Source organism: Anaerostipes sp. AF04-45 (assembly GCF_003461725.1).
GTDB classification, from domain to species: domain Bacteria; phylum Bacillota; class Clostridia; order Lachnospirales; family Lachnospiraceae; genus Anaerostipes; species Anaerostipes caccae.
In genome coordinates this window covers 200,765-222,201 of sequence record NZ_QTXQ01000006.1, presented here as the reverse complement: position 1 = coordinate 222,201, position 21,437 = coordinate 200,765, and the positions used below count along the sequence as shown (strand labels likewise).

Here is a 21,437-nt window from a genome sequence, read left to right as displayed (position 1 = left end):
TTTATATTAAAGCTCAATAAATTCCGGTGACTGGTTCTGGAAAATGGTATAGAACCGGAAGCCGAGAGAAGTGAGGAGTTCCCGGAGCTTTGGAAAGTCGTATGCCATATGCTCCGGACAGTGTCCGTCAGAGCCGATCGTCAGAATCTCTCCCCCCAGTTCCAAATAGCGTTTGAGAATATCCGGATGGGGATTCGGATATCCAAGACCATACTTATATCCGCCGGTGTTGACCTCGATCCCTTTTCCGTCTTCTATGATGGTTTTTAAAATTTCTTCGATCAAATCGGCGTAATCCTGATAGATAAACTGATAGTTTTTATCGGGACAATAGCGCACGGCATAGTCCAGATGACCATATACGCAGTAGTCATGATAGACTTTGACATTCTGGAGTATCACCTCTAAATATCTTAAAAGACCTTTTTTTCCAGGATATGTTTCAAAATATATAGGTTCATATGGATCCATTTGGTCAACAATATGAGTAGAACCGATGATGAAATCAAAATCATCAGAGCGGGCAAAATCCCGGCATTTGTCATAAGTTGTCGGCATCAGTCCGATTTCGGCGCCGAATAAAATCTTTATCCGGTCATTGTATTTGTCTTTTAATGATAATAATTCAGATTTATATGAGGGTAGATCCACCAGAAAATCAAAATTTTCTTTATTTTCAGGATAACCGTAATCCTGATGTTCTGTAAAACAGATTTTGGTGAGACCAAGGTCTATGGCTTTTAAGATCATGGATTCCATTGAAGCCTGTGAGTCAGAAGAGTGACTGGTATGTAAATGAAAGTCTGAATGAATCATGGCGTCTCCTTTATATTTAAAAATATGATTGGTTTTAATCTTATTATATATAATTATTAAAAAAAATACATGAAAATCAGATAAGTTACAAAAGTTTTACTTTAAATGAACAATTACCTTATGTTAAACTAAAGATGTTTAATACAGGAGGAAAAAAAATGAGTACATTAGATCATCTGGGGAACCTGTTTGCCTTTGCCGGCGGATTAGGTATGTTTCTCTATGGAATGAATGTGATGGCGGACGGACTGCAGAAGACTGCCGGCAATAAGATGCGGCAGCTGCTGGGATATCTGACCAACAACCGCTTCTTAGGAGTTTTAGTGGGAGCTTTGGTCACTGCCATCATCCAGAGCAGTTCGGCAACTACCGTTATGGTCGTAGGTTTTGTGAATGCAGGCATCATGAACCTTACCCAGGCAGCAGGCGTTATTATGGGTGCGAACGTCGGAACTACGATCACCGCATGGCTTGTATCGGCAAATGAATGGGCAGGGGCGCTGAAACCTGAATTTTTTGCACCGCTGATTTTAGCCATCGGAGCATTTATTGTAACTTTTTCAAATAAACAAAAGTTAAACCAGAAGGCAGAGATTGCCGTAGGTTTCGGTGTTCTCTTTATTGGACTCTCTTTTATGTCCAGTTCCATCGGGGTATATCAGAGCAGCCCTATTTTCGCAAAGGCTTTTGAAGTTCTCGGGGGGAATCCTATTTTAGGAATTCTTGTAGGAGCTGTCGTTACAGCGATCATTCAGAGTTCTTCCGCATCCGTGGGTATTCTCCAGACACTTGCCATGAAGGGCATTGTAAACTGGCGCTCCGCCGTTTTTATTACGCTGGGGCAGAATATCGGTACATGTATCACGGCTCTTTTATCCAGTGCGGGAGCAAATAAAACCGCAAAAAGGGCGGCGGTGATCCATTTATCTTTTAACATCATCGGAGCTGCTATCTATGGAATTATCATGACCATTTTCTTCGGCGTATTTGACCATTTGGCTATGCAGCATATTTCGAGTACGGAGATCTCTATTTTCCATTCTATCTTCAATGTATCAGTTACCGTACTGCTGTTCCCGTTCGCCAATGTATTGGTGAAACTGTCAGGACTGATTATCCATGAAGAGCCGGAAGATGAGGAAGACGAGGAAGTAGAAGAGATGGTGCTGCGCCATCTGGATCCGCGTATTCTTGAAACTCCTTCTTTTGCGGTGGAAAACGCAGTCAAAGAAGTAGTGCGCATGGGTGACATCGTTCTGAAGAATATGAAGCGCGTTACAAAGGAAGCTATGAATCCGCAGCCGAGTGAGAAACAGCTGGACAAGGTGTTCAGGGATGAAAAGGTCATCAATCATTTAGAAACTATGATCACCGGATATCTTGTGAAGATCAGCAATCTGGCGCTGACGGAGAAACAGAGTAAAATTGTCACGGATTTATTCTACACTATATCGGATATTGAAAGAGCGGGAGATCACGTAGAGAATATTGCCGAATTTATGCAGACGAAGCATGACGACAAAATTGCATTTTCTGATCTGGCAAAGGACGAATTGCACAAAATGACGGCACAGGTCATTAAAACATTTGATTATGCCATCAGAGCGATTGAGAAAGATGATGTGGAAATTGCGAAACAGGCCATTCAGGGAGAGGAAGAAGTAGACAGAATAGAAAAACAGTACCGGAAACAGCATATTAAACGGCTGGAACGGGAATCCTGCCTGCCGGAGGCTGGTGTGATCTATATTGATATGATGACAAGTCTGGAGCGTATTTCTGACTATGCAGACAATATTGCCAATTATATCATTGATGAGAATGAGAAATAAAGCTTTTGGTAATCTTGTACAAAGATATGATTTTGTATACATGAGAGAAATGCTAAAATAGACTTGATATTTTTGGACATATTGTTTAAAATAAAAAGGAAGTTTGTCAATAGATTGACAATTGACAGACAACATTAAATTATTCATTCAAGACTTAGGAGGAATTGAGATGGCAGTAAAAGTAGCGATTAATGGATTTGGACGTATTGGACGTCTTGCATTCAGACAGATGTTCGGAGCTGAAGGTTATGAAGTTGTAGCAATCAACGATTTAACAAATCCTAAGATGTTAGCACACTTATTAAAGTATGATTCTGCACAGGGAAGATATGCATTAGCTGACAAAGTAGAAGCAAAAGAATCTTCAATCGTAGTAGACGGAAAAGAAATTGAAATCTATGCAGAAGCAGACGCAACAAAACTTCCTTGGGGAGAATTAGACGTAGACGTTGTATTAGAATGTACAGGATTCTATACATCTAAAGACAAAGCATCTGCACACGTTCAGGCAGGAGCTAAGAAAGTTGTTATTTCTGCGCCAGCTGGAAACGATCTTCCAACTATCGTATACAATGTAAACCACGAAACATTGACAAAAGAAGACACAGTCATCTCAGCAGCTTCTTGTACAACAAACTGCTTAGCGCCTATGGCTGATGCTCTTAACAAGTATGCACCGGTTCAGTCTGGTATCATGTTAACAGTACATGCTTACACAGGAGATCAGATGACTCTTGACGGACCTCAGAGAAAAGGTGATTTAAGAAGAGCACGTGCTGCAGCAGTTAATATCGTTCCTAACTCTACTGGAGCAGCAAAAGCTATCGGATTAGTTATTCCAGAATTAAACGGAAAATTAATTGGATCTGCTCAGCGTGTACCGGTTCCGACAGGATCTACAACAATCTTAACAGCAGTAGTTAAGGGTGACAACGTAACTGTTGACGGAATCAACGCAGCTATGAAAGCAGCAGCTACAGAGTCTTTCGGATACACAGAAGAAGAATTAGTATCTTCTGACATCATCGGAATCAAATATGGTTCTTTATTCGATGCAACTCAGACAATGGTTACTGAAGTTGGTGACGGATTATACGAAGTTCAGGTAGTTTCTTGGTATGACAATGAAAACTCTTACACAAGCCAGATGGTAAGAACAATCAAATACTTTGCAGAATTAGCATAATTGTGGATGCGGACAAGCTTCGCGATTCAGTGCAGTTATAAAGACTCAAACGGGTCCGGTCTTTTTGGACCGGACCTGTTTCTTGTATTTTAAGAAAGCGATCCGACAGGATAGGCATTCGATTTAATCCTATAAGAAATCCCAGGAGGAAAGAACATGTTAAACAAAAAATCAGTAGATGATATCAACGTAAAAGGAAAGAAAGTCTTAGTGCGCTGTGACTTCAACGTTCCGCTTCAGGACGGAAAGATCACAGATGAAAACCGTTTGGTTGCGGCCCTTCCTACATTAAAGAAGTTAATCGCAGACGGCGGAAAACTCATTCTCTGCTCTCATTTAGGAAAACCGAAAGGAGAGCCAAAACCGGAATTATCTCTTGCACCGGTAGCAGCACGTTTGAGTGAGTTATTAGGTCAGGAAGTAAAGTTTGCAGCAGACGATAACGTTGTAGGACCGAATGCGAAAGCAGCAGCAGATGCAATGCAGGACGGAGATGTCATTTTACTCCAGAATACACGTTACAGAGCAGAAGAGACAAAGAACGGGGAAGAATTCAGCAAAGAACTTGCAGGCCTCTGCGATGTATTTGTAAATGATGCTTTCGGAACTGCTCACAGGGCTCACTGTTCAAACGTGGGAGTTACACAGTTCGTAGACACTGCAGTTGTAGGATACTTAATGCAGAAAGAGATCGATTTCTTAGGAAATGCAGTCAACAATCCGGAACGCCCTATGGTAGCGATTTTAGGAGGAGCCAAGGTTTCCTCTAAAATTTCTGTTATCAACAATCTTTTAGACAAGGTTGATACACTGATCATTGGCGGCGGTATGGCTTATACATTCATGAAAGCATTGGGAGAAGAAGTCGGAGATTCCTTACTGGAAGCTGACTACTTAGACTATGCAAAAGAAATGATGGATAAAGCAAAAGAAAAAGGTGTGAACCTGCTGATCCCTGTTGATACCGTAGTGGCAGATGACTTCTCCAATGACGCCAACATCAAGACCGTAGAGAGAGGCGGAATTGAAGCAGGATGGCAGGGACTTGACATCGGACCGAAGACAAGAGCATTATTTGCGGATGCCTTAAAAGATGCAAAGACAGTTGTATGGAACGGACCTATGGGATGTTTCGAGATGCCGAACTTTGCGGCAGGAACTGTGGCAGTTGCAGAGGCACTGGCTGAGATTGATGCTACAACGATCATCGGCGGAGGAGATTCCGCAGCAGCAGTAAACCAGCTTGGTTTCGGTGATAAGATGACACATATTTCCACAGGCGGCGGTGCATCTCTGGAATTCCTGGAAGGAAAAGAATTACCGGGTGTTGCAGCGGCAAATGATAAATAAGTATTTTAACTATCAAGGAAAGTAATCGGAGGGTATACCATTATGCGTAAAACAATCGTAGCAGGAAACTGGAAAATGAACAAAACACCTAGCGAGACCGTAGCTTTAGTAAACGAATTAAAGCCATTGGTAGCGAGTGAAACATCTGATGTAGTATTCTGCGTACCGGCAATCTGTATTCCGGCAGCGATCGAAGCTGCAAAAGGAAGCAACATCAACATCGGTGCTGAGAACATGTACTATGAAGAGAGCGGTGCTTACACAGGAGAGATCGCTCCAAACATGCTGACGGACTTAGGTGTAAAATATGTCATCATCGGACATTCAGAGAGAAGAGAATATTTCGCTGAGACAGATGAGACGGTTAATAAAAAAGTTTTAAAAGCTTTTGAACACGGAATCACTCCGATCGTTTGCTGCGGAGAAACTCTTGCTCAGAGAGAACAGGGCGTAACCATTGACTTTGTTCGCCAGCAGATCAAGATTGCATTCCAGGGTGTGACTGCAGATCAGGCAAAGACTGCTGTTATCGCTTACGAGCCAATCTGGGCAATCGGTACAGGAAAAGTTGCAACAACAGAGCAGGCTCAGGAAGTTTGTAAAGCGATCCGTGAGTGTATCGCAGAAGTGTATGATCAGGCTACTGCTGACGCCATCCGCATCCAGTACGGCGGTTCAGTGTCTGCTGCAAGCGCACCGGAATTATTCGCACAGGACGACATCGACGGAGGATTAGTCGGAGGAGCTTCTTTAAAACCGGACTTTGGTAAGATTGTAAACTACAAATAATAGTATTGGAATTTTGTTTGTCCAGTGAATATGCTGTTTCAGTATATTCACTGGACTTTTTGCTGCATGTAGAAGATGATCCAGCCGTTTTGAAAGTTGTATTTATAGGCAAATTAAGATATAATATGACTATAGAGAAAGAAGGTGATCAAGTGAAAGCAGAGATAAGGCCATCATCGGATTTAAGAAATCATTACAGTGAAATTTCAAAGAAGTGCAGAGAGTCGAGAGAACCGGTCGTTATTACGGTCAATGGGCGGGGAGATACAGTGGTCTTAGGATTACAGCAGTATAATCAAATGACTGCGGAGCTGGAATTATTGAGATCTTTAGCAGAAGCAGAAGAAGATGTAAAAAACGGAAGAATAGATACAGTACAGGGAACGTTCGATGATATTCGGGCTGCGCTCAATGCAGGGAGATAGAATATGCAGTATCATATATTGCGGACAGATAAGTTTGAGGACCAGTTGAGGGATATTATTTTTTATATAGCAGATAATTCCGGAGATATTAATATTGCGAATTCTTATTTAGACAAAATTGAGAAGGCAGTGATTCGGCTTGGAGATTTTCCTTACAGCGGAAAGGTTCCAAGATATTCTATTTTAAAAAGACAGGGATACAGGGTATTGATTATCGAGCGACATCTGATTTTCTATAAGATTGAAGAGATTCATCAAAAAGTGATCATCTACGCAATCTTTGACGGACGAAGAGAATATAAGAATCTGCTGTGACGAAATATCAATTCTCAGGTTGAATTAATTATCAAAAATCGTTATAATATTAACGGATTATAAATTGACAGCCAATGAAGATAAAGGAGATAATAATGAGCAAGAAACCTACCGTTTTAATGATTTTAGATGGTTACGGATTGAATGATAAGAAAGAAGGCAACGCGATTGCGGCAGCCAATACACCGGTCATGGACGAACTGATGAAGACATGCCCGTTTGTTCCGGGAAATGCATCCGGCATGGCAGTAGGCCTTCCGGAAGGGCAGATGGGAAATTCTGAAGTGGGACACTTGAATATGGGTGCCGGAAGAATCGTATATCAGGAGCTGACAAGAATCACAAAAGAGATCCAGGATGGAGATTTCTTTGAGAACGAAGCGCTGCTCCAGGCAGTAGAAAACTGTAAGAAGAATGGAAGTGCACTTCATGCAATGGGATTAGTATCTGATGGCGGGGTACATAGCCACAATACACATCTGTATGGATTATTAGAACTCGCAAAGAGAAATAATATTGAAAAAGTCTATGTACATGCATTTTTAGACGGACGTGATACAGCACCTACTTCCGGAAAAGGATTTGTAGAAGAGCTGGAAGCAAAGATGAAAGAGATCGGTGTAGGAAAGGTTGCCACTGTCTCCGGACGTTACTATGCAATGGACCGCGATAACCGCTGGGACCGTGTGGAGAAAGCATACAAAGCTCTTGTTATGGGAGAAGGTGTAATGAAAGACTCCGCCGTGGATGCCATCGCGGATTCCTACAAAGAAGAAGTGAACGATGAGTTCGTTCTGCCGACTGTTATTACTGAAAATGGAGAACCGACTGCCACGATCAAAGAAAATGATTCTGTCATCTTCTTTAACTTCCGCCCGGACCGGGCAAGAGAAATCACCAGGGCAATCTGTGATGACAAATTTGACAGCTTTGAGCGTCCAAACGGTTACTTTAAGACAACTTATGTATGCTTTACAGAATACGATGCTACAATTCCAAATAAGCTGGTGGCATTCCACAAAGTAGAGATTAAGAATACATTTGGTGAATTCCTGGCAGAACAGGGGTTGAAACAGCTTCGTCTGGCCGAGACAGAGAAGTATGCACACGTTACCTTTTTCTTCAACGGAGGCGTAGAAGTCCCGAATGAAGGAGAGGAGAGAATCCTTGTGAAGTCACCGTCTGTGGCAACTTATGACCTGCAGCCGGAGATGAGCGCCATGGAAGTGGGCAGCAAACTTGTGGAAGCTATCGAGTCTGACCAGTATGATGTGATCATCGTTAACTTTGCAAACCCGGATATGGTTGGACACACCGGCATCTGTGATGCGGCAGTAAAAGCGATTGAGACTGTGGACGGATGTGTGGGCAGAGCGGTAGAAGCCATCAAAAAGACAGACGGACAGATGTTTATCTGTGCTGACCACGGGAATGCAGAGCAGCTGGTGGATTATGTGACAGGAGCTCCGTTTACAGCCCATACAATCAACCAGGTACCGTTTATTTTAGTAAATTATAAGGACGGTGTGAAATTGAGAGAGGGCGGATGCCTGGCGGATATCGCGCCGACGCTGATCGAAATGATGGGACTTGAGCAGCCGGAAGATATGACCGGAAAATCTTTGTTAGTAAAATAAATATTGATATAACGGAAAGCAGTATGTATTGAAAGCATACTGCTTTCTTTTTGTATTTCAATGTATGGATTTTCATCAATCTGGATAAAATACTACTAATTACTTGTAAAGGATGTGAATGTGTTGAAATATGGCTTGTCAATAGAAGATGTGATAGGAAGAGAAGTTTTAGACTCAAGAGGAAACCCTACGGTGGAAGTGGAGGTATTGCTGTCCAACGGACATTTTGGAACCGCACTGGTGCCGTCCGGAGCCTCCACGGGTAAATTTGAGGCGATAGAGCTTCGTGACCGTGAAAAACGCTATGGAGGAATGGGAGTAGAAACAGCGGTCAATCACGTGAATCATCGTATCGCAGACCGTCTGGTAGGAAAAAATGCATTGAACCAGATTGAGATCGATCAGATTATGATTGAAGCGGATGGAACAGAAAATAAAGAAAAATTTGGGGCAAATGCCATCCTTGGAGCCTCACTGGCCACTGCCAGAGCTGCCGCAAACGGATTGGGCATTCCGCTGTATCAGTATTTAGGGGGAAGTTTCGCGTGTAAGCTGCCGGTTCCGATGATGAATATCTTAAACGGAGGAAAGCATGCAGATAACACGGTAGATTTTCAGGAATTTATGATTGCTCCGATTGGAGCAGAGACCTTCAAAGAAGCGCTGATGATGGGAACAGAGATTTATCATAAGTTAAAGAGTATTCTAAAAGAAAATCATCTGAGCACCGGGGTTGGAGATGAGGGCGGTTTCGCACCGAACCTGGAAAGCTCGGAGGCGGCATTGGACCTGCTGGTAAAAGCCATTGAAAATGCGGGCTATAAGGCAGGGGAACAGATCATGATTGCTATGGACTGTGCTGCGTCAGAAATTTATGATGAAGATGAGGATGTTTATTATTTCCCGGGTGAGAGCCAGATGACCGGAAAAGAGATTCGGAGAAATTCTGAAGAAATGGTTCAATATTATGAACAGCTCACCGAACATTATCCGATCTTTTCCATTGAAGACGGATTAAATGAGGAAGACGCGCCCGGATGGAAAGTACTCACATACCGTCTGGGAGAAAAAATACTTCTGGTAGGCGACGACTTATTTGTTACAAATAAGAAACGTCTGACAGATGGTATTGAGAATGATATGGCAAACAGTATCCTGATCAAGCCGAATCAGATCGGGACACTGACAGAAACCCTGGATGCCATAGAGACTGCAAAAAGGGCAGGATATAAAACAATCATTTCTCATCGGTCCGGAGAGACAGAGGATACAACAATCGCGGATATCGCAGTGGCGACAAACAGCGGACTGATTAAAACAGGAGCACCCTGCCGTTCTGACCGGACAGCAAAATACAACCGTCTGCTGAGAATTGAAGAAGAATTGGGAGCCTGCAAGCGGTATGGATTGTATTTATAGAACGACAATAGTATACTCGCAGGGCACACCGTATTTTATACCCTTCGGGTGGACGCGTTTCGCGCGATAAGGTATAATAAAAGAAAAGAATATTTCACTGCGGGAGGGGCGGAAGATGAGAAATTATAAAAAAGTTTTATCGTGGATCATGGCAGTCTGCCTGCTTCTTACTTGGAATATTTCTGTATATGGAGAACAGACCTCAGAGAAAACAGGACAGCGGTGCAACGTTGTCCTGTTTGTACAGTTTCCGGAGGATGAAACAGCAGATTTTTTTAACACTCATCAGGAAAGACTGACTTATGACAAAGGCTCAGAACTACTGACAGGGTTTGCGGCATATGAGCGGATTTTAAATGGAAGGGGAGAACGCAACCGCTCCTCCCTGGCTACTTACATAGACGCAGTTTCGGAAGGAAAATTGAAAATCAAGAATATGTTTCCTCAGTATAATGGTATAAAAATTGTTCCCATCACAATGGAACACAGCATGGATTATTATGACAGCTACGCAGGAGAAGCCAGTTTTTTGCAAGAGACAGTTGACAAGGCTGGGAAAATCATCAGTCCTTCAGAAAAGGTGGATCTTGATGGAGATCAGATAGTAGATAATGTCATGATCCTGGTTCATCATGAGGCAAATTTCAGCAGAGACTCTGTATTTTATCCACATAAAGCAGATAGTTCGGGAAATATAACCCTAAATGGAAAGTATGTAGGACCCTACGTTTTGATAAACACGGGTAATCTGTGGAGTACGGTGGAGAAGCAGGGATTGATCTGCCATGAATTTCTGCACACGCTTGGTCTTCCGGATTTATACCGGAACCAAAATTCGGAAGGAGCCATAAATTATCCGGTTGATACCTGGGATGTCATGGCGAGGAATTCCATGTATCTTCAGTATCCTCTGAGCTGGCAGAGGAAGCAGTTAGGCTGGATCGATCTTCCGGAACAAAATAAATCAGGAACTTATACGCTGTATACCCTTGGAACAGAGGGAAAAGATTATTCTTTTGTCATAAAAAGTCCTATGTCAGATACAGAATTCTTTGTAGTGGAATACAGGAAAAAAGGGGAATCAATTTCAGAGGAACTGGATGCAAAGATTCCAGGCAGCGGTCTGATTATTTATCGGGTGGATACTACAAAGGAGGAAGTGGGAAATATAGCAGGAGACGATTATCTGTATGTATTTCGTCCGGAGAACAGGGATAATGTGAGTGAAGCATTTTTATCAAAAAATAGCGGGAGAACGAGTTTCGGTACTTCTGATTGGTCAAAAGGAGTGAAAGATAATGCAATTACCTATTCTGACGGGAACAACAGCGGTATTGTGATCGATCAGGTTGGAGAAGCGGCTGATTCTATTACCTTTCGGATGACAATGCCCGATTATGAAGAATTATCACTGTGGAACCGTACTTTTGCGAAAGCGGGTACAGGCAGATATGATATTATTTCTTCTAAAAATGGAGATGTATATTTTGCCGCAGAAAACCAACATGGAATAGAGGTCAAAAAAAGAGCCGGAAATGTCTGGACGGAAGCAGGAGGCACGATACCGAATGCTTATTCTCCGAAGCTTGCAGCTGTTGGGAATGATATTTATGCTGTATATTTAGAAGGAAGAGAATTTCACACGGTGATCAGCAGATTTGAAAATGGGTCATGGAACCGGATCTTTACATCTGCAGGCACAGGAAATGGTAAGATAGCTGTGGCTGCTGATAACCAGAGTTTTTATACTGCATTTGATGAAGGAGACAGGCTGACAGCCAAAAGGGTCACGGGCAAATCTGTTGCAGATTTGGGAACTGTCTCTGGAGGACTGACAGCGATTGCTGAGCCAGTGATGGCTTTATATCAGGGGAAACCGGTGTTAGCTTTCAGAGATATACTTGGAAATACTGATCTTCAGGTAAAAGAGTATGTGAATGGGAAATGGTCTCTTTTAAGAAAAATTAATACGGATGCCAATACTTTCGGCTGCTGTTCAGATGCCGGCCGTATCTATGTCAGCAGTGCAGGTGTGGGTGGAATTGACTTGTATGAGTATGACGGAAAACAGTGGAAAGATATCGATACATCACAATTTGCCAAGGGAAGCGGCTGCTCTCTGTCAATGTATCAGGGAAAATTAATGATCGGAAGATTGGAAGACGGACAAAAAACAGCAAAATGTTATGTCAGAAAAAATGAAACATGGTCTCAGTTGGGGAGTTATATAACGAAAGCTGCCGAAGATTCTGAATGTAAATTTGCCGTGGCCGATACAGCTGTCTATGGGGCAGTGAATTGCAGTAATGGATTGGGAATATTTTTTAAAGATGCAGGAAGTCCTGAGTCAGGGAATATAGGGAATTCATTCACAGCTACAACGAGTTCGCAAAAAAATACATCTGTAAAGCCGAAACCAACAAAACCTATGACTTATTATATAGTAAAAGAAGCCAAAATCAGGGTTTCATGGAAAAAAACAAAAGGACGCTCGGATTACGTCATTTACGCCAAAAGAGGAAAGAAGGGCAGATATAAAAAAGTAAAAACCGTAAAAAATCAGACAAAGGCAACGCTTCTTCTTGAATCTGGAAGTAAATATTATTTTAAAGTAAAACCGTACCGGGTGAAGAATAAAAAACGCCGGTATGATAAGATGCGAAAGGCAAAAGGAGGGAAACCGTTAAATAGTATACGGGTCACATACTCAAATATCAGCGGATACCAGGGCTATGTGGTGGAGATGAAAACAGGGTCAGGGAAATATAAAAAAGTGAAGGAGACATCCCGAGGAGGAACAATCCGCTTTGAGAAGAAAAAAATCAATCCAAAAAAGAAGTATCAGTTCCGGCTGAAAGGCTTTCGCGAAGTCAGAGGAAAGCGCATCTATACACAGATTTCCGTTAAGAAAAAGTGAGATTTAAACGGATCCTTGCATTTTATGGTAAGGTGTGCTAGAATAATCAGCAGTGAGCAGAAACATTAGGAGGAAGAAGCAATGAAGACGGCATTAACTATATTATTTTTAATATCGTGCGTTGTTCTAATCATATTAGTATTGATGCAAGAAGGAAAAGAAGCTGGATTGGGATCGCTGACAGGATCTACAACCTCCGGCACATATTGGAGCAAAAACAAAGGCCGTTCCAGAGAAGGGAACATTATAAAAGCGACAACCCTGTTTACCGTCATCTTTTTTGTGACAGCAGCGCTCCTTTGTTCCAGATTTCTTTAGAATGGAAACACTTCTTTAAGCAGATAATGTTTAAGAAGTGTTTTTTTATTCCGCAGCAAAGTTCTGCGTACCTTCCTGTGGAATGAGAAATGCTCCGAATCGTACAGCATTTTTGCAGAAAGTAAAGGAAAGATAATGGAAAAGGAATTATTTGATAAAAGAAAAAAAAGAATCAGAGATCTGATTTATGATAAACACTATCAGCCTATGAAACAAAAAGAGATCGGCTATTTACTGCAGGTAGAGCCGGAAGACAGAAAAGAGTTTGTTCAGATTCTTCATGAACTCGTTGATGAGGGAGTTGTGGAAGTCTCTAAGAGAGGAAAATACAGCCCGGTGTCAAAGAAGACTCTGACCGGAACGTTTGTATGTACCCAGAAGGGATTCGGATTTGTTTCGGTGGAAGGAGAAGAAGACGATTTTTATATCAATGAAAATGATATGAACGGAGCCTTCCATGAAGATACAGTACAGATTGAAGTTACGGAGGAACGGGCCAGGAACGGCAGGCGCAAAGAAGCCAGAATTGTAAAGATTCTGGAACGGGGGATGACCGAAATAGTCGGTACATTTGAAAAATGTAAAAGTTATGGATTTGTGGTTCCGGATAATTTGAGATTTGACAGTGACATTTTCATTCCGAAAGAGGAGTGCGGAAATCTTACCGATGGATTTAAGGTCCTTGTAAAGATTGTTGACTACGGAGATTTAGGAAAAAGTCCGGAGGGCAGGATACTGGAGGTTCTAGGTCACAGGGACGATCCCAGAGTGGATATCTTATCCATTGTAAAGGCATACAATATTCCGACGGAGTTTGGGGAAGATGTCGAAAAAGAAGTGGGAGCAGTGCCTTCGGCCATTGAACAATCTTCACTGGAAGGACGGCTGGATTTGAGGGACTGGCAGACGGTGACCATAGACGGAGAAGATGCCAAGGACCTGGATGATGCGATCACACTGACCAAAACACCCGGAGGCTATCAGCTGGGCGTCCATATCGCAGATGTCTCCGAGTATGTGAAGGAAAACTCTGCACTGGATAAGGAAGCACTGAAAAGAGGGACCAGTGTCTATCTGGTGGACCGGGTCATACCGATGCTGCCTCATCAGCTTTCCAATGGCATTTGCTCTTTGAATGCAGGCACAGACCGGCTGGCACTGAGCTGTATCATGGATCTTGACAAGAAAGGAAATCTCAAGGGACACCGCATTGCCGAAACTGTCATCCATGTGGATGAACGCATGACATACACAAGTGTGGCACTGATTCTGGACGGGGATGAAAAAGAGCGGAAGAGATATGAAAAACTTGTTCCGATGTTCGAGCAGATGAAAGAGCTTTCTGACATTTTACGTGAGGTGAGACATGAACGGGGAAGCGTGGATTTTGATTTTCCTGAATCGAAGATTGTACTGAATGATGACGGAAAGGCAGTCGACGTGATTCCGTCCCAGAGGAATAAGGCAACTAAGATCATTGAAGATTTCATGCTTCTCGCGAATGAAACGGTAGCAGAGAATTTTTACTGGCAGGAAATACCATTTGTGTATCGTACCCACGACAATCCGGATGGAGAAAAAGTCAAGAAACTCAGGACATTTCTTGAAAATTTTGGGATCGTTCTGAAGCTTAAAAAAGATGAAATCCATCCGAAAGAGATACAGAAACTTCTGACAAAGGTGGAAGGCACTCCGGAGGAGGCGCTGATCAGCAGGCTCACCCTGAGATCTATGAAACAGGCCAGGTATACAACCGAGAGTTCAGGACATTTCGGATTATCTACAAGCTATTACTGTCATTTTACCTCGCCGATCCGAAGGTATCCGGACCTGCAGATTCACAGGATCATCAAAGAAACTCTTAGGGGAAAGCTCAATGCCAAAAGAATCCGGCATTACGAGTCTATACTCACAAAAGTCTCAGAGCAGTCGTCCAAGATGGAACGGCGGGCAGATGAAGTGGAGCGGGAAGTAGAAAAACTGAAAAAAGCAGAGTATATGGAACGCCATATCGGACAGCAGTACAAAGGCGTGATCTCGGGAGTGACCGGATGGGGCATTTATGTGGAACTTCCGAACACGATCGAGGGAATGGTCCATGTGTCCAAGCTGCCCGGGGATTATTACAATTATGATGAGTCGTCCTATTCTATGACAGGAGAGAGGACAGGGCGTAAGTGGAAGCTGGGACAGCCGGTAGAGATCGTTGTAGCCGGAGTCGATAAGATTTTGAAGAATATTGATTTTGAGATGATTGAGGAGGATGAACATGGCGAAGACGGGCGGAACAAAGCTGATTGCGAATAACAAAAAGGCACGTCATGATTACTTTGTCGAGGAGACGGTTGAGGCAGGCATCGTATTGTTTGGGACAGAAGTAAAATCTATGAGGCAGGGACACTGCAGTATCAAGGAAGCCTTTATCAGCATTGACAATGGAGAAGTTTTTGTGAAACAGATGCATATCAGCCCTTATGAGAAGGGAAATATCTTCAACAAAGACCCTCTCAGAGAGAGGAAGCTTTTAATGCACAGTTCCGAGATTACAAGGATGATGTCGGAAGTAAACAGAAAAGGCTATACATTGATTCCTCTGCGGGTTTATTTTAAAGGAAGTCTGGTCAAAGTTGAGATCGGACTGTGCCGCGGTAAGAAATTGTATGATAAACGACAGGATATCGCAAAGAAAGATCAGCAAAGAGAAGCGATGAGAGACTTTAAGGTCAGAAATCTGGGTTAGGACAATGGAACGGCACTTTCTTTGGAGCATACTATAATTACAAAAAGACAGGAGGACAGTATGCACAGAAGGAAGGGTATTGACGTAAGCTATGCCGACGGCCGGATTGACTGGAGAAGAGTCAGAGAAGACAGGATAGAATTTGCAATGGTCAGGGCAGGATTCGGCGATGGAAATATAGATCAGGAGTTTGAACGGAATGCAAGAGAGTGCAATCGTGAGAGAATCCCACTCGGAATCTACTGGTTCAGTTATGCATATACAAGAGAGATGGCTAGAAGAGAGGCGAAACAATGTGTAGAGATCATCAGAAGGTATCGGGTTGAATACCCAGTAGCTTTTGATTTTGAAGAAGATTCCATTGATTATGCGAGAGAACATGGTGTTACGATCACAAAAGATCTTGCAACAGACTTTACAAGAGAGTTCTGTGATGAGATCCGAAGATCCGGATACAGACCGATGTTTTATACAAATCTCTCTGATTTAGAGGATTATTTTGACATACGGCGTCTCAGAGAATATGAACTTTGGCTGGCGAAATACCAGCATGTTCTTGGAGTGGATGATGTTGATATGTGGCAGTATTCCGATTCCGGAAGGGTCAGAGGCATCCGGGGCGAAGTGGACATGGATTACAGTTTTAAAGATTATGAAAAGAGAAATCCAACGGATAGGCACAGCCTGTGTCCGGAGACAAGACGAGAAGAAGAATAAAAGATTCCCATTCTGTATATGCCGGAGACGGCATGCTGCAGAATGGGGTATTTTTTTAAGGAAACCTCCCCCCCCACACACATTTACAGTGATCCATGGTATAATATTTTATAGTGAAGCGGTGTGGTCCGGTGAAAGGTATCGTACTTCTGCGCCAGGAAGAAGACGCATATGGGATTCAGAAGCCGGCTGTTTATTCTCCGCTGTTTTGCTTTGGACTGGAAGATATGATGTATTCTGAAAAGAAGGTCTTTCGGACAGCCGGCCAATTTGATAGTTCCATGATACGGCCGATCCCGGAGGCAAAAATATTGCTTGTCGACGATAACCAGATCAATCTGGGAGTGGCGGAGGCACTGATGGCTCCGTACCAGATGCAGATTGATTGTGCAGACTCCGGAAAGCAGGCTGTGCAGGCGGTGACGGAAGTGGACTATGATCTTATTTTTTTAGATCATATGATGCCTGAGATGGACGGTGTTGAAACATTAAAAGTGATCCGTTCATTGCCGAATGAAAAAAAGAGGGCGGTTCCGGTCATAGCGTTAACAGCCAATGTGACGAAAGAAGCACAGGAGTTGTTTAAGAAAGAGGGGTTTGACGGGTTTATGCCAAAACCCATTGACATCAGGCTGTTAGATCAAATCCTGACACGGTATTTGAGGCTGCATAACCGGTGATTCTGCCAGTGTGAGAAGGAATTGTGATTATGATAATATATAAAGAATATACAGCATTTCAACTTAAAACTTTTGGGGCCATCACGATGTTTTTGGACCATGCATATAAAATATGTTTCTTTTGGATCGTAAGTGGACTGAGCGTATGGCTTCATTTGGGGGAAGAAATATGTTATAACATTGTCACTCTGCTGTTCGGCATTACCTCTATGTCATTTTTTATTTTTGCATTTTTCTGTGCAGAGTCCTGTCGGTATACAAAGCATAGATTCCGCTATCTAAGAAACCTTTTGGTATTTGCAGTTCTGTCAGAGATTCCATTTCAGTATCTTGTAGATACTATAGAAGGAGAAACCCTGAAACTGCAGTTTGGATTTACCAATGTTTTATTTACACTGCTGCTGGGGACATGTGCTTGCTTTGCATATGAAGAGATGAAGAAGCGGGGCAAAGGATGGATTGGTCTGTTGGCCGCTGTACTCTGTGCGGGAATCGCTTGGGTGCTGCACACGGATTATGATATGTACGGGGTTATGGCTGTATTTGCGTGTTATTTTTTTAGAGAGAAAAAGCAGAAATTTACGGCCCTCGGAATCATCATTTTCTTGCTTTATGGCATACGGATTCCCGCAGAAGATATCTTATCTTATGGGTTTGATTTATATATGCTTCCCTCTTATTTCATTAAATTATTTTTTTGCCTTGGCACAATACTGGTTCTCCAAACATACCATGGAGTGAAAGGAAAAGGGATGAAATACTTTTTTTATTTGTTTTATCCTGTTCATATTTCACTGTTGGTCTTCGTTTATGCGGTGTTTTTGGCCTAATCCATTTCTTTTATTGACTTTTTCACAAAAAATGGGTTATACTATATAAGGAAATATTCGGGCTAGTACTGGTTTCGACAGGGATTCTGAAGCTCGGGAAGCCATTCGGAGAGACCACGTTACGGTGTAAACTTAAATTAAACGCAGATAATAAATTAGCGTACGCTGCAGCCTAAGGGCAGCAGTAGTCTGTGACAGGTCATCTACAGCCTGTCATTAGGCTTCAAATAATGTAGAACCCTCGTCTGTTTAAGCTTTGCGGCAGATGAAGTATTTATGAAGCTACTGAAGTACTGATCCTGTCTCTGGGAGCAGTATGGAGGGAATGTCAATACAGAGACTGTAATGGGAGATGCCTGAGGGGATGGGTTTTTGGACGCGGGTTCGATTCCCGCCTAGTCCATCGCAAAGAGCGCGTGTTTACGTGCTCTTTTTTTGAATGATACTAGGAAGGACTTTCACGCATTAGCGTGACAAGGTCTTTCCTAAGTAATAAAAAAAGAATGGCTTAGATATGTTTGAAACACATAAATAAGCCATTTTTTTATTTTCTTCTTTTTGTATGAGAAGCTGGTTAGTAGCAGACTTTGCAGGGCCTGCTCTTAGGACAGGAAGACAGGGAGCCATGATAAATCGTCCTGGAACGGCCCAGAGTCGGGCAGTCTATGGTACTGTGGTATACAGAACCTCCGGGAGTCCAGTAAACTGTTTCTGTATGTTTCTTTTTTGAAGACTTCTTTTTAGGAGAAACCTTAATCCGGCAGGTTGCTTTTTTGCCGGACTTCATAGTCACTGTGATCTTGGCAGTGCCTTTTCTTTTTGCTTTTACTTTTCCCTTTTTTGAGACAGTGGCAATCTTCTTATTGCTGGATTTCCATTTTTTTACGGAATCACCTTTTGCATATTTTATTTTCAGTTTGTAGGTTTTAGAGACTTTTAATTTTACGGTTTTCTTCGTAAACTTTACATACGGTTTTAATTTTGCAGTTTTCTTTGACTGTCTTTTATAACATTCAAGACACTCGCGCTGTTTCAGACCTGTTTTATGGATGGTTGGTTTTTTTACGGTATACCAGTCATCCCATAAATGATCACCTGTTGCAGGGATAGTTTTAGTCTGGCTTTCATAGCAAAGATAACACCAGCGGGATTTTTCTCCGGTATCACTGCATGTAGGTTCAGTCGTAGTATCCCATTCACTCCACTCGTGCTGACAAGACTCGGCTGCAGGGATCGCAAGTGTTGGTATTATCATAGAGAATACCAGAATCATACAAAACAATTTCTTTTTCATAAATACCTCCTCTTTGTTAAATATAAAGTTACCTTCCATTTGTGCATACAATTGATGGCAATATATATTAATATACCACAATTTATACCAAAAACACTATAACATATGACATTTTTTACACGATTTCCGTTCGACTCTTAGAATGCGGACATATTATCTGCTGGAGCAGGCACCGTTTGTTTTTAAGCAGCCTGCTCCAGCAGATATTACGTCCATTTTGACCAATTTGGAGGCCTTGCATTCGAAGAGATGTTAGTTTTTCTTCTTTCAGCAAAGGCTTGGAGGCGGTGCGCAGTGCGCAGTGAGGCTGTTTGAGCGTCAGCGAGTTCCGAACGGGCCGCCGGAGAGGCTTTGCTGAAAGTTAGAAAATCTTACATCTCTGAGACAGCAAGCCGGAAAACTGGTCAAAATGTTATACAAAATAATTTGGAACTTTACCAAACTTATATTATACTTACAGCATGTAAAAAATAAATTATAAAAAATGAAAGGATTCCCTTCGGTCATTCGTATTATTGATAGAACGTTAAAAAATATAGAAAGAGAAGGTGGATCAAATGAAAGTATCTGCAGCGATTATTACGACAGGAATTTTATGTTTAGAAGGATTATCTTCTTTTACCGGAAGCGGGACAGAAAAATATGTGTCAGCCAGGAAACCTGCCGTTCAGGCAGTCTGTTCTGTAAAATCATGCAGAAAAACAGGTGCACATAAACATCACACAACTGTAAAGCATCATACTAAGAAAAAGCACCATACGAAAGCTAAACGTTATAACTGCGGTGTTTCAAGTTGTAAAATAACAAAGAAACATACCCATAAACGATACAGCGGACATCATAGAAAAAGCCACAGAAGCAGTCATCACGGAAGACATCACAGATAAGATAAAAGCTGAAAAAAGTGACGCCTGGGAGGGCAGAGATGAGAAGTGAAGCAGACCTGACAAATACAATAGAGATATATTCTGATATGCTCAGAAAAATATGTTTTATGCATTTAAAGAATTATAGTGATGTGGAAGATGTATTTCAGGATGTATTTTTAAAGTATATGCAGAGTGACATCAGCTTTGAGAGTGAAGAACACAAAAAAGCCTGGCTGATTAGGGTCACAGTAAACAGATGTAAAGATGTGCTGAAGAATTTTTTTCGGAGGAATGCAGTCTCTTATGACTGCATCAGCAAAGAACCCATTTTTTTGCAGGAGAGGGATCTGGATGTTTTTGATGCAGTAACAAAGCTGCCGACTAAATTTAAAAATGTAGTTTATCTTTTTTATTATGAAGAATATACAGTGCCGGAAATTGCACAGATTCTTCATAAAAAAGAGAACACGATTTATACCTGGCTTGGAAGGGCAAGAAAAAAGCTTAATGAAGATTTAGGAGGTGACTTTTTTGAAGAATGATATACGCAGATCCTTTGAAAAAATCAAGGCGGAAGAAGGATTAAAGCAAAGCACCAGAGAATCAGTTTTAAATAAGCTAAACGAAAAGCCAAAGCCAAGGAGAAATTTTCAGAGATTTTCTCTTGCTGTGGCGGCAGCAGCGTTTATATTGTTTATTGGAGCCGGTTCTTTTCAGATGTATTTTTCGGAGAGCAGTTATATTGATATGGACGTGAATCCCTCCATTGAACTGTCTGTAAACAGATTTGACCGGGTCATCCGGATGTCTGCATATAACAAAGACGGAAAGGAAGTACTCTCTGAGCTGAATCTTAAACATAAAAGCTACAAAGATGCGGTAGCTCTCATTTTGAAGAAGATAAAAGAAAAAGGTTATTTAAAGCAGAACGGAATGATCTCTGTAACAGTACAGGGAAAAGACCGTGAGAAAGCCTCAGAAATTAAAACTTTGCAGACCGAGATTGACCAATGCATCAGTGAACATGGCGGCAGGCAGAATGTGGAGGTGTATGCCGTATCAAAACGACTGAAGAAAAAATCACACCATTTGAACGTAACGCCGGCTAAGTATCTTGCCATTAAGGAACTTCAAAAGGTGGACCAGACGGCAACGGTAGAAAAGTGCAGGGACCATTCCATCAGTGAGATAAAGGATTATACAAAACAGTGTGAAGAAGGTCATGAAAACAGCCATGGAAACAGCCAGGACCGGCAGCAGGGAGGACATCACGGCAGCGGGGGACACCATGGGGAGCATTAAT

Annotated in this window: 20 protein-coding genes and 1 other RNA gene; 19 read left to right on the top strand and 2 right to left on the bottom strand. The window is 42.1% G+C overall.

Features of this window, described 5'->3' with window-relative positions:
• Window positions 1–6: 6 nt before the first annotated feature.
• On the bottom strand, window positions 7–816 hold the full coding sequence (locus tag DWV34_RS11185) for a histidinol-phosphatase HisJ family protein (RefSeq protein ID WP_022261372.1): 810 nt from the start codon (window positions 814–816) through the stop codon (window positions 7–9).
• Between the two features lie 158 nt (window positions 817–974).
• On the opposite strand from DWV34_RS11185, the gene DWV34_RS11180 reads away from it, so the two are divergent.
• The 16 genes from DWV34_RS11180 to ssrA all read left to right on the top strand — a co-directional run bounded on the left by DWV34_RS11180 (window position 975) and on the right by ssrA (window position 18,377).
• Complete coding sequence (locus DWV34_RS11180; protein WP_009291153.1) at window positions 975–2,648, top strand: Na/Pi cotransporter family protein; 1,674 nt, start codon at window positions 975–977, stop codon at window positions 2,646–2,648.
• Window positions 2,649–2,817: 169 nt separating this feature from the next.
• On the top strand, window positions 2,818–3,834 hold the full coding sequence (gene gap / locus DWV34_RS11175; protein WP_009291154.1) for a type I glyceraldehyde-3-phosphate dehydrogenase: 1,017 nt from the start codon (window positions 2,818–2,820) through the stop codon (window positions 3,832–3,834).
• Between the two features lie 156 nt (window positions 3,835–3,990).
• Complete coding sequence (locus tag DWV34_RS11170) at window positions 3,991–5,184, top strand: phosphoglycerate kinase (protein ID WP_006565429.1); 1,194 nt, start codon at window positions 3,991–3,993, stop codon at window positions 5,182–5,184.
• A 39-nt stretch (window positions 5,185–5,223) separates the two neighbouring features.
• Window positions 5,224–5,973, top strand: coding sequence for a triose-phosphate isomerase (gene tpiA, locus DWV34_RS11165; protein ID WP_039930792.1), 750 nt, complete (start codon window positions 5,224–5,226; stop codon window positions 5,971–5,973).
• A gap of 152 nt (window positions 5,974–6,125) precedes the next feature.
• Window positions 6,126–6,398 (top strand): type II toxin-antitoxin system Phd/YefM family antitoxin, encoded by a 273-nt coding sequence (locus DWV34_RS11160; RefSeq protein WP_039930805.1) that lies wholly within the window; start codon window positions 6,126–6,128, stop codon window positions 6,396–6,398.
• Window positions 6,399–6,401: 3 nt separating this feature from the next.
• Window positions 6,402–6,713, top strand: coding sequence for a type II toxin-antitoxin system RelE/ParE family toxin (locus DWV34_RS11155; RefSeq protein ID WP_009291156.1), 312 nt, complete (start codon window positions 6,402–6,404; stop codon window positions 6,711–6,713).
• Between the two features lie 95 nt (window positions 6,714–6,808).
• A complete protein-coding gene (gpmI, locus tag DWV34_RS11150) occupies window positions 6,809–8,350 on the top strand; it encodes a 2,3-bisphosphoglycerate-independent phosphoglycerate mutase (protein ID WP_009291157.1) in 1,542 nt (513 codons plus the stop codon).
• A 123-nt stretch (window positions 8,351–8,473) separates the two neighbouring features.
• On the top strand, window positions 8,474–9,769 hold the full coding sequence (eno, locus tag DWV34_RS11145; protein WP_009291158.1) for a phosphopyruvate hydratase: 1,296 nt from the start codon (window positions 8,474–8,476) through the stop codon (window positions 9,767–9,769).
• Between the two features lie 115 nt (window positions 9,770–9,884).
• Complete coding sequence (locus tag DWV34_RS11140; RefSeq protein ID WP_118476231.1) at window positions 9,885–12,686, top strand: hypothetical protein; 2,802 nt, start codon at window positions 9,885–9,887, stop codon at window positions 12,684–12,686.
• 81 nt (window positions 12,687–12,767) lie between these two features.
• A complete protein-coding gene (gene secG, locus DWV34_RS11135) occupies window positions 12,768–13,004 on the top strand; it encodes a preprotein translocase subunit SecG (protein WP_006565422.1) in 237 nt (78 codons plus the stop codon).
• 135 nt (window positions 13,005–13,139) lie between these two features.
• Window positions 13,140–15,311, top strand: a complete 2,172-nt coding sequence (gene rnr, locus DWV34_RS11130; protein WP_009291161.1) for a ribonuclease R — start codon at window positions 13,140–13,142, stop codon at window positions 15,309–15,311.
• Entirely contained in the window at window positions 15,274–15,744 is a 471-nt protein-coding gene (smpB, locus tag DWV34_RS11125; protein WP_006565420.1) for an SsrA-binding protein SmpB, read from the top strand. Before rnr ends, smpB begins: the two co-directional genes overlap by 38 nt.
• A 60-nt stretch (window positions 15,745–15,804) precedes the next feature.
• The gene (locus tag DWV34_RS11120) at window positions 15,805–16,461 is read left to right on the top strand and encodes a glycoside hydrolase family 25 protein (RefSeq protein ID WP_006565419.1); all 657 of its coding nucleotides are present in this window, start codon (window positions 15,805–15,807) and stop codon (window positions 16,459–16,461) included.
• A 131-nt stretch (window positions 16,462–16,592) separates the two neighbouring features.
• Entirely contained in the window at window positions 16,593–17,141 is a 549-nt protein-coding gene (locus tag DWV34_RS11115; protein WP_009291163.1) for a response regulator, read from the top strand.
• A 29-nt stretch (window positions 17,142–17,170) separates the two neighbouring features.
• Window positions 17,171–17,971: a TraX family protein gene (locus tag DWV34_RS11110; RefSeq protein ID WP_009291164.1), complete on the top strand. Its 801-nt coding sequence runs from the start codon at window positions 17,171–17,173 to the stop codon at window positions 17,969–17,971.
• A gap of 59 nt (window positions 17,972–18,030) precedes the next feature.
• Window positions 18,031–18,377, top strand: a transfer-messenger RNA (tmRNA) gene (gene ssrA / locus DWV34_RS11105).
• Between the two features lie 168 nt (window positions 18,378–18,545).
• On the opposite strand, the gene DWV34_RS11100 is transcribed toward ssrA, so the two are convergent.
• Complete coding sequence (locus tag DWV34_RS11100) at window positions 18,546–19,265, bottom strand: Ig-like domain-containing protein (RefSeq protein WP_039946047.1); 720 nt, start codon at window positions 19,263–19,265, stop codon at window positions 18,546–18,548.
• 557 nt (window positions 19,266–19,822) lie between these two features.
• On the opposite strand from DWV34_RS11100, the gene DWV34_RS11095 reads away from it, so the two are divergent.
• Genes DWV34_RS11095 through DWV34_RS11085 form a run of 3 tightly spaced genes read left to right on the top strand, consistent with a single transcriptional unit; the run spans window position 19,823 to window position 21,436 of the window.
• Window positions 19,823–20,152, top strand: coding sequence for a hypothetical protein (locus tag DWV34_RS11095; protein WP_009291166.1), 330 nt, complete (start codon window positions 19,823–19,825; stop codon window positions 20,150–20,152).
• Window positions 20,153–20,190: 38 nt separating this feature from the next.
• Window positions 20,191–20,676: an RNA polymerase sigma factor gene (locus tag DWV34_RS11090; protein ID WP_009291167.1), complete on the top strand. Its 486-nt coding sequence runs from the start codon at window positions 20,191–20,193 to the stop codon at window positions 20,674–20,676.
• Window positions 20,657–21,436 carry an anti-sigma-I factor RsgI family protein gene (locus tag DWV34_RS11085; RefSeq protein WP_118476229.1) on the top strand — a complete coding sequence of 260 codons (780 nt, stop codon included), beginning with the start codon at window positions 20,657–20,659 and terminating at the stop codon, window positions 21,434–21,436. The genes DWV34_RS11090 and DWV34_RS11085 overlap by 20 nt, the downstream gene beginning before the upstream one ends.
• Window position 21,437: the final 1 nt, after the last annotated feature.

Coding starts and splice junctions, on each gene's coding strand:
- DWV34_RS11185 (WP_022261372.1), bottom strand. CDS start 816: ATGATTCATTCAGACTTTCATTTACATACCAGTCACTCTTCTGACTCA.
- DWV34_RS11180 (WP_009291153.1), top strand. CDS start 975: ATGAGTACATTAGATCATCTGGGGAACCTGTTTGCCTTTGCCGGCGGA.
- gap (WP_009291154.1), top strand. CDS start 2,818: ATGGCAGTAAAAGTAGCGATTAATGGATTTGGACGTATTGGACGTCTT.
- DWV34_RS11170 (WP_006565429.1), top strand. CDS start 3,991: ATGTTAAACAAAAAATCAGTAGATGATATCAACGTAAAAGGAAAGAAA.
- DWV34_RS11155 (WP_009291156.1), top strand. CDS start 6,402: ATGCAGTATCATATATTGCGGACAGATAAGTTTGAGGACCAGTTGAGG.
- gpmI (WP_009291157.1), top strand. CDS start 6,809: ATGAGCAAGAAACCTACCGTTTTAATGATTTTAGATGGTTACGGATTG.
- DWV34_RS11140 (WP_118476231.1), top strand. CDS start 9,885: ATGAGAAATTATAAAAAAGTTTTATCGTGGATCATGGCAGTCTGCCTG.
- secG (WP_006565422.1), top strand. CDS start 12,768: ATGAAGACGGCATTAACTATATTATTTTTAATATCGTGCGTTGTTCTA.
- rnr (WP_009291161.1), top strand. CDS start 13,140: ATGGAAAAGGAATTATTTGATAAAAGAAAAAAAAGAATCAGAGATCTG.
- smpB (WP_006565420.1), top strand. CDS start 15,274: ATGGCGAAGACGGGCGGAACAAAGCTGATTGCGAATAACAAAAAGGCA.
- DWV34_RS11120 (WP_006565419.1), top strand. CDS start 15,805: ATGCACAGAAGGAAGGGTATTGACGTAAGCTATGCCGACGGCCGGATT.
- DWV34_RS11110 (WP_009291164.1), top strand. CDS start 17,171: ATGATAATATATAAAGAATATACAGCATTTCAACTTAAAACTTTTGGG.
- DWV34_RS11100 (WP_039946047.1), bottom strand. CDS start 19,265: ATGAAAAAGAAATTGTTTTGTATGATTCTGGTATTCTCTATGATAATA.
- DWV34_RS11095 (WP_009291166.1), top strand. CDS start 19,823: ATGAAAGTATCTGCAGCGATTATTACGACAGGAATTTTATGTTTAGAA.
- DWV34_RS11090 (WP_009291167.1), top strand. CDS start 20,191: ATGAGAAGTGAAGCAGACCTGACAAATACAATAGAGATATATTCTGAT.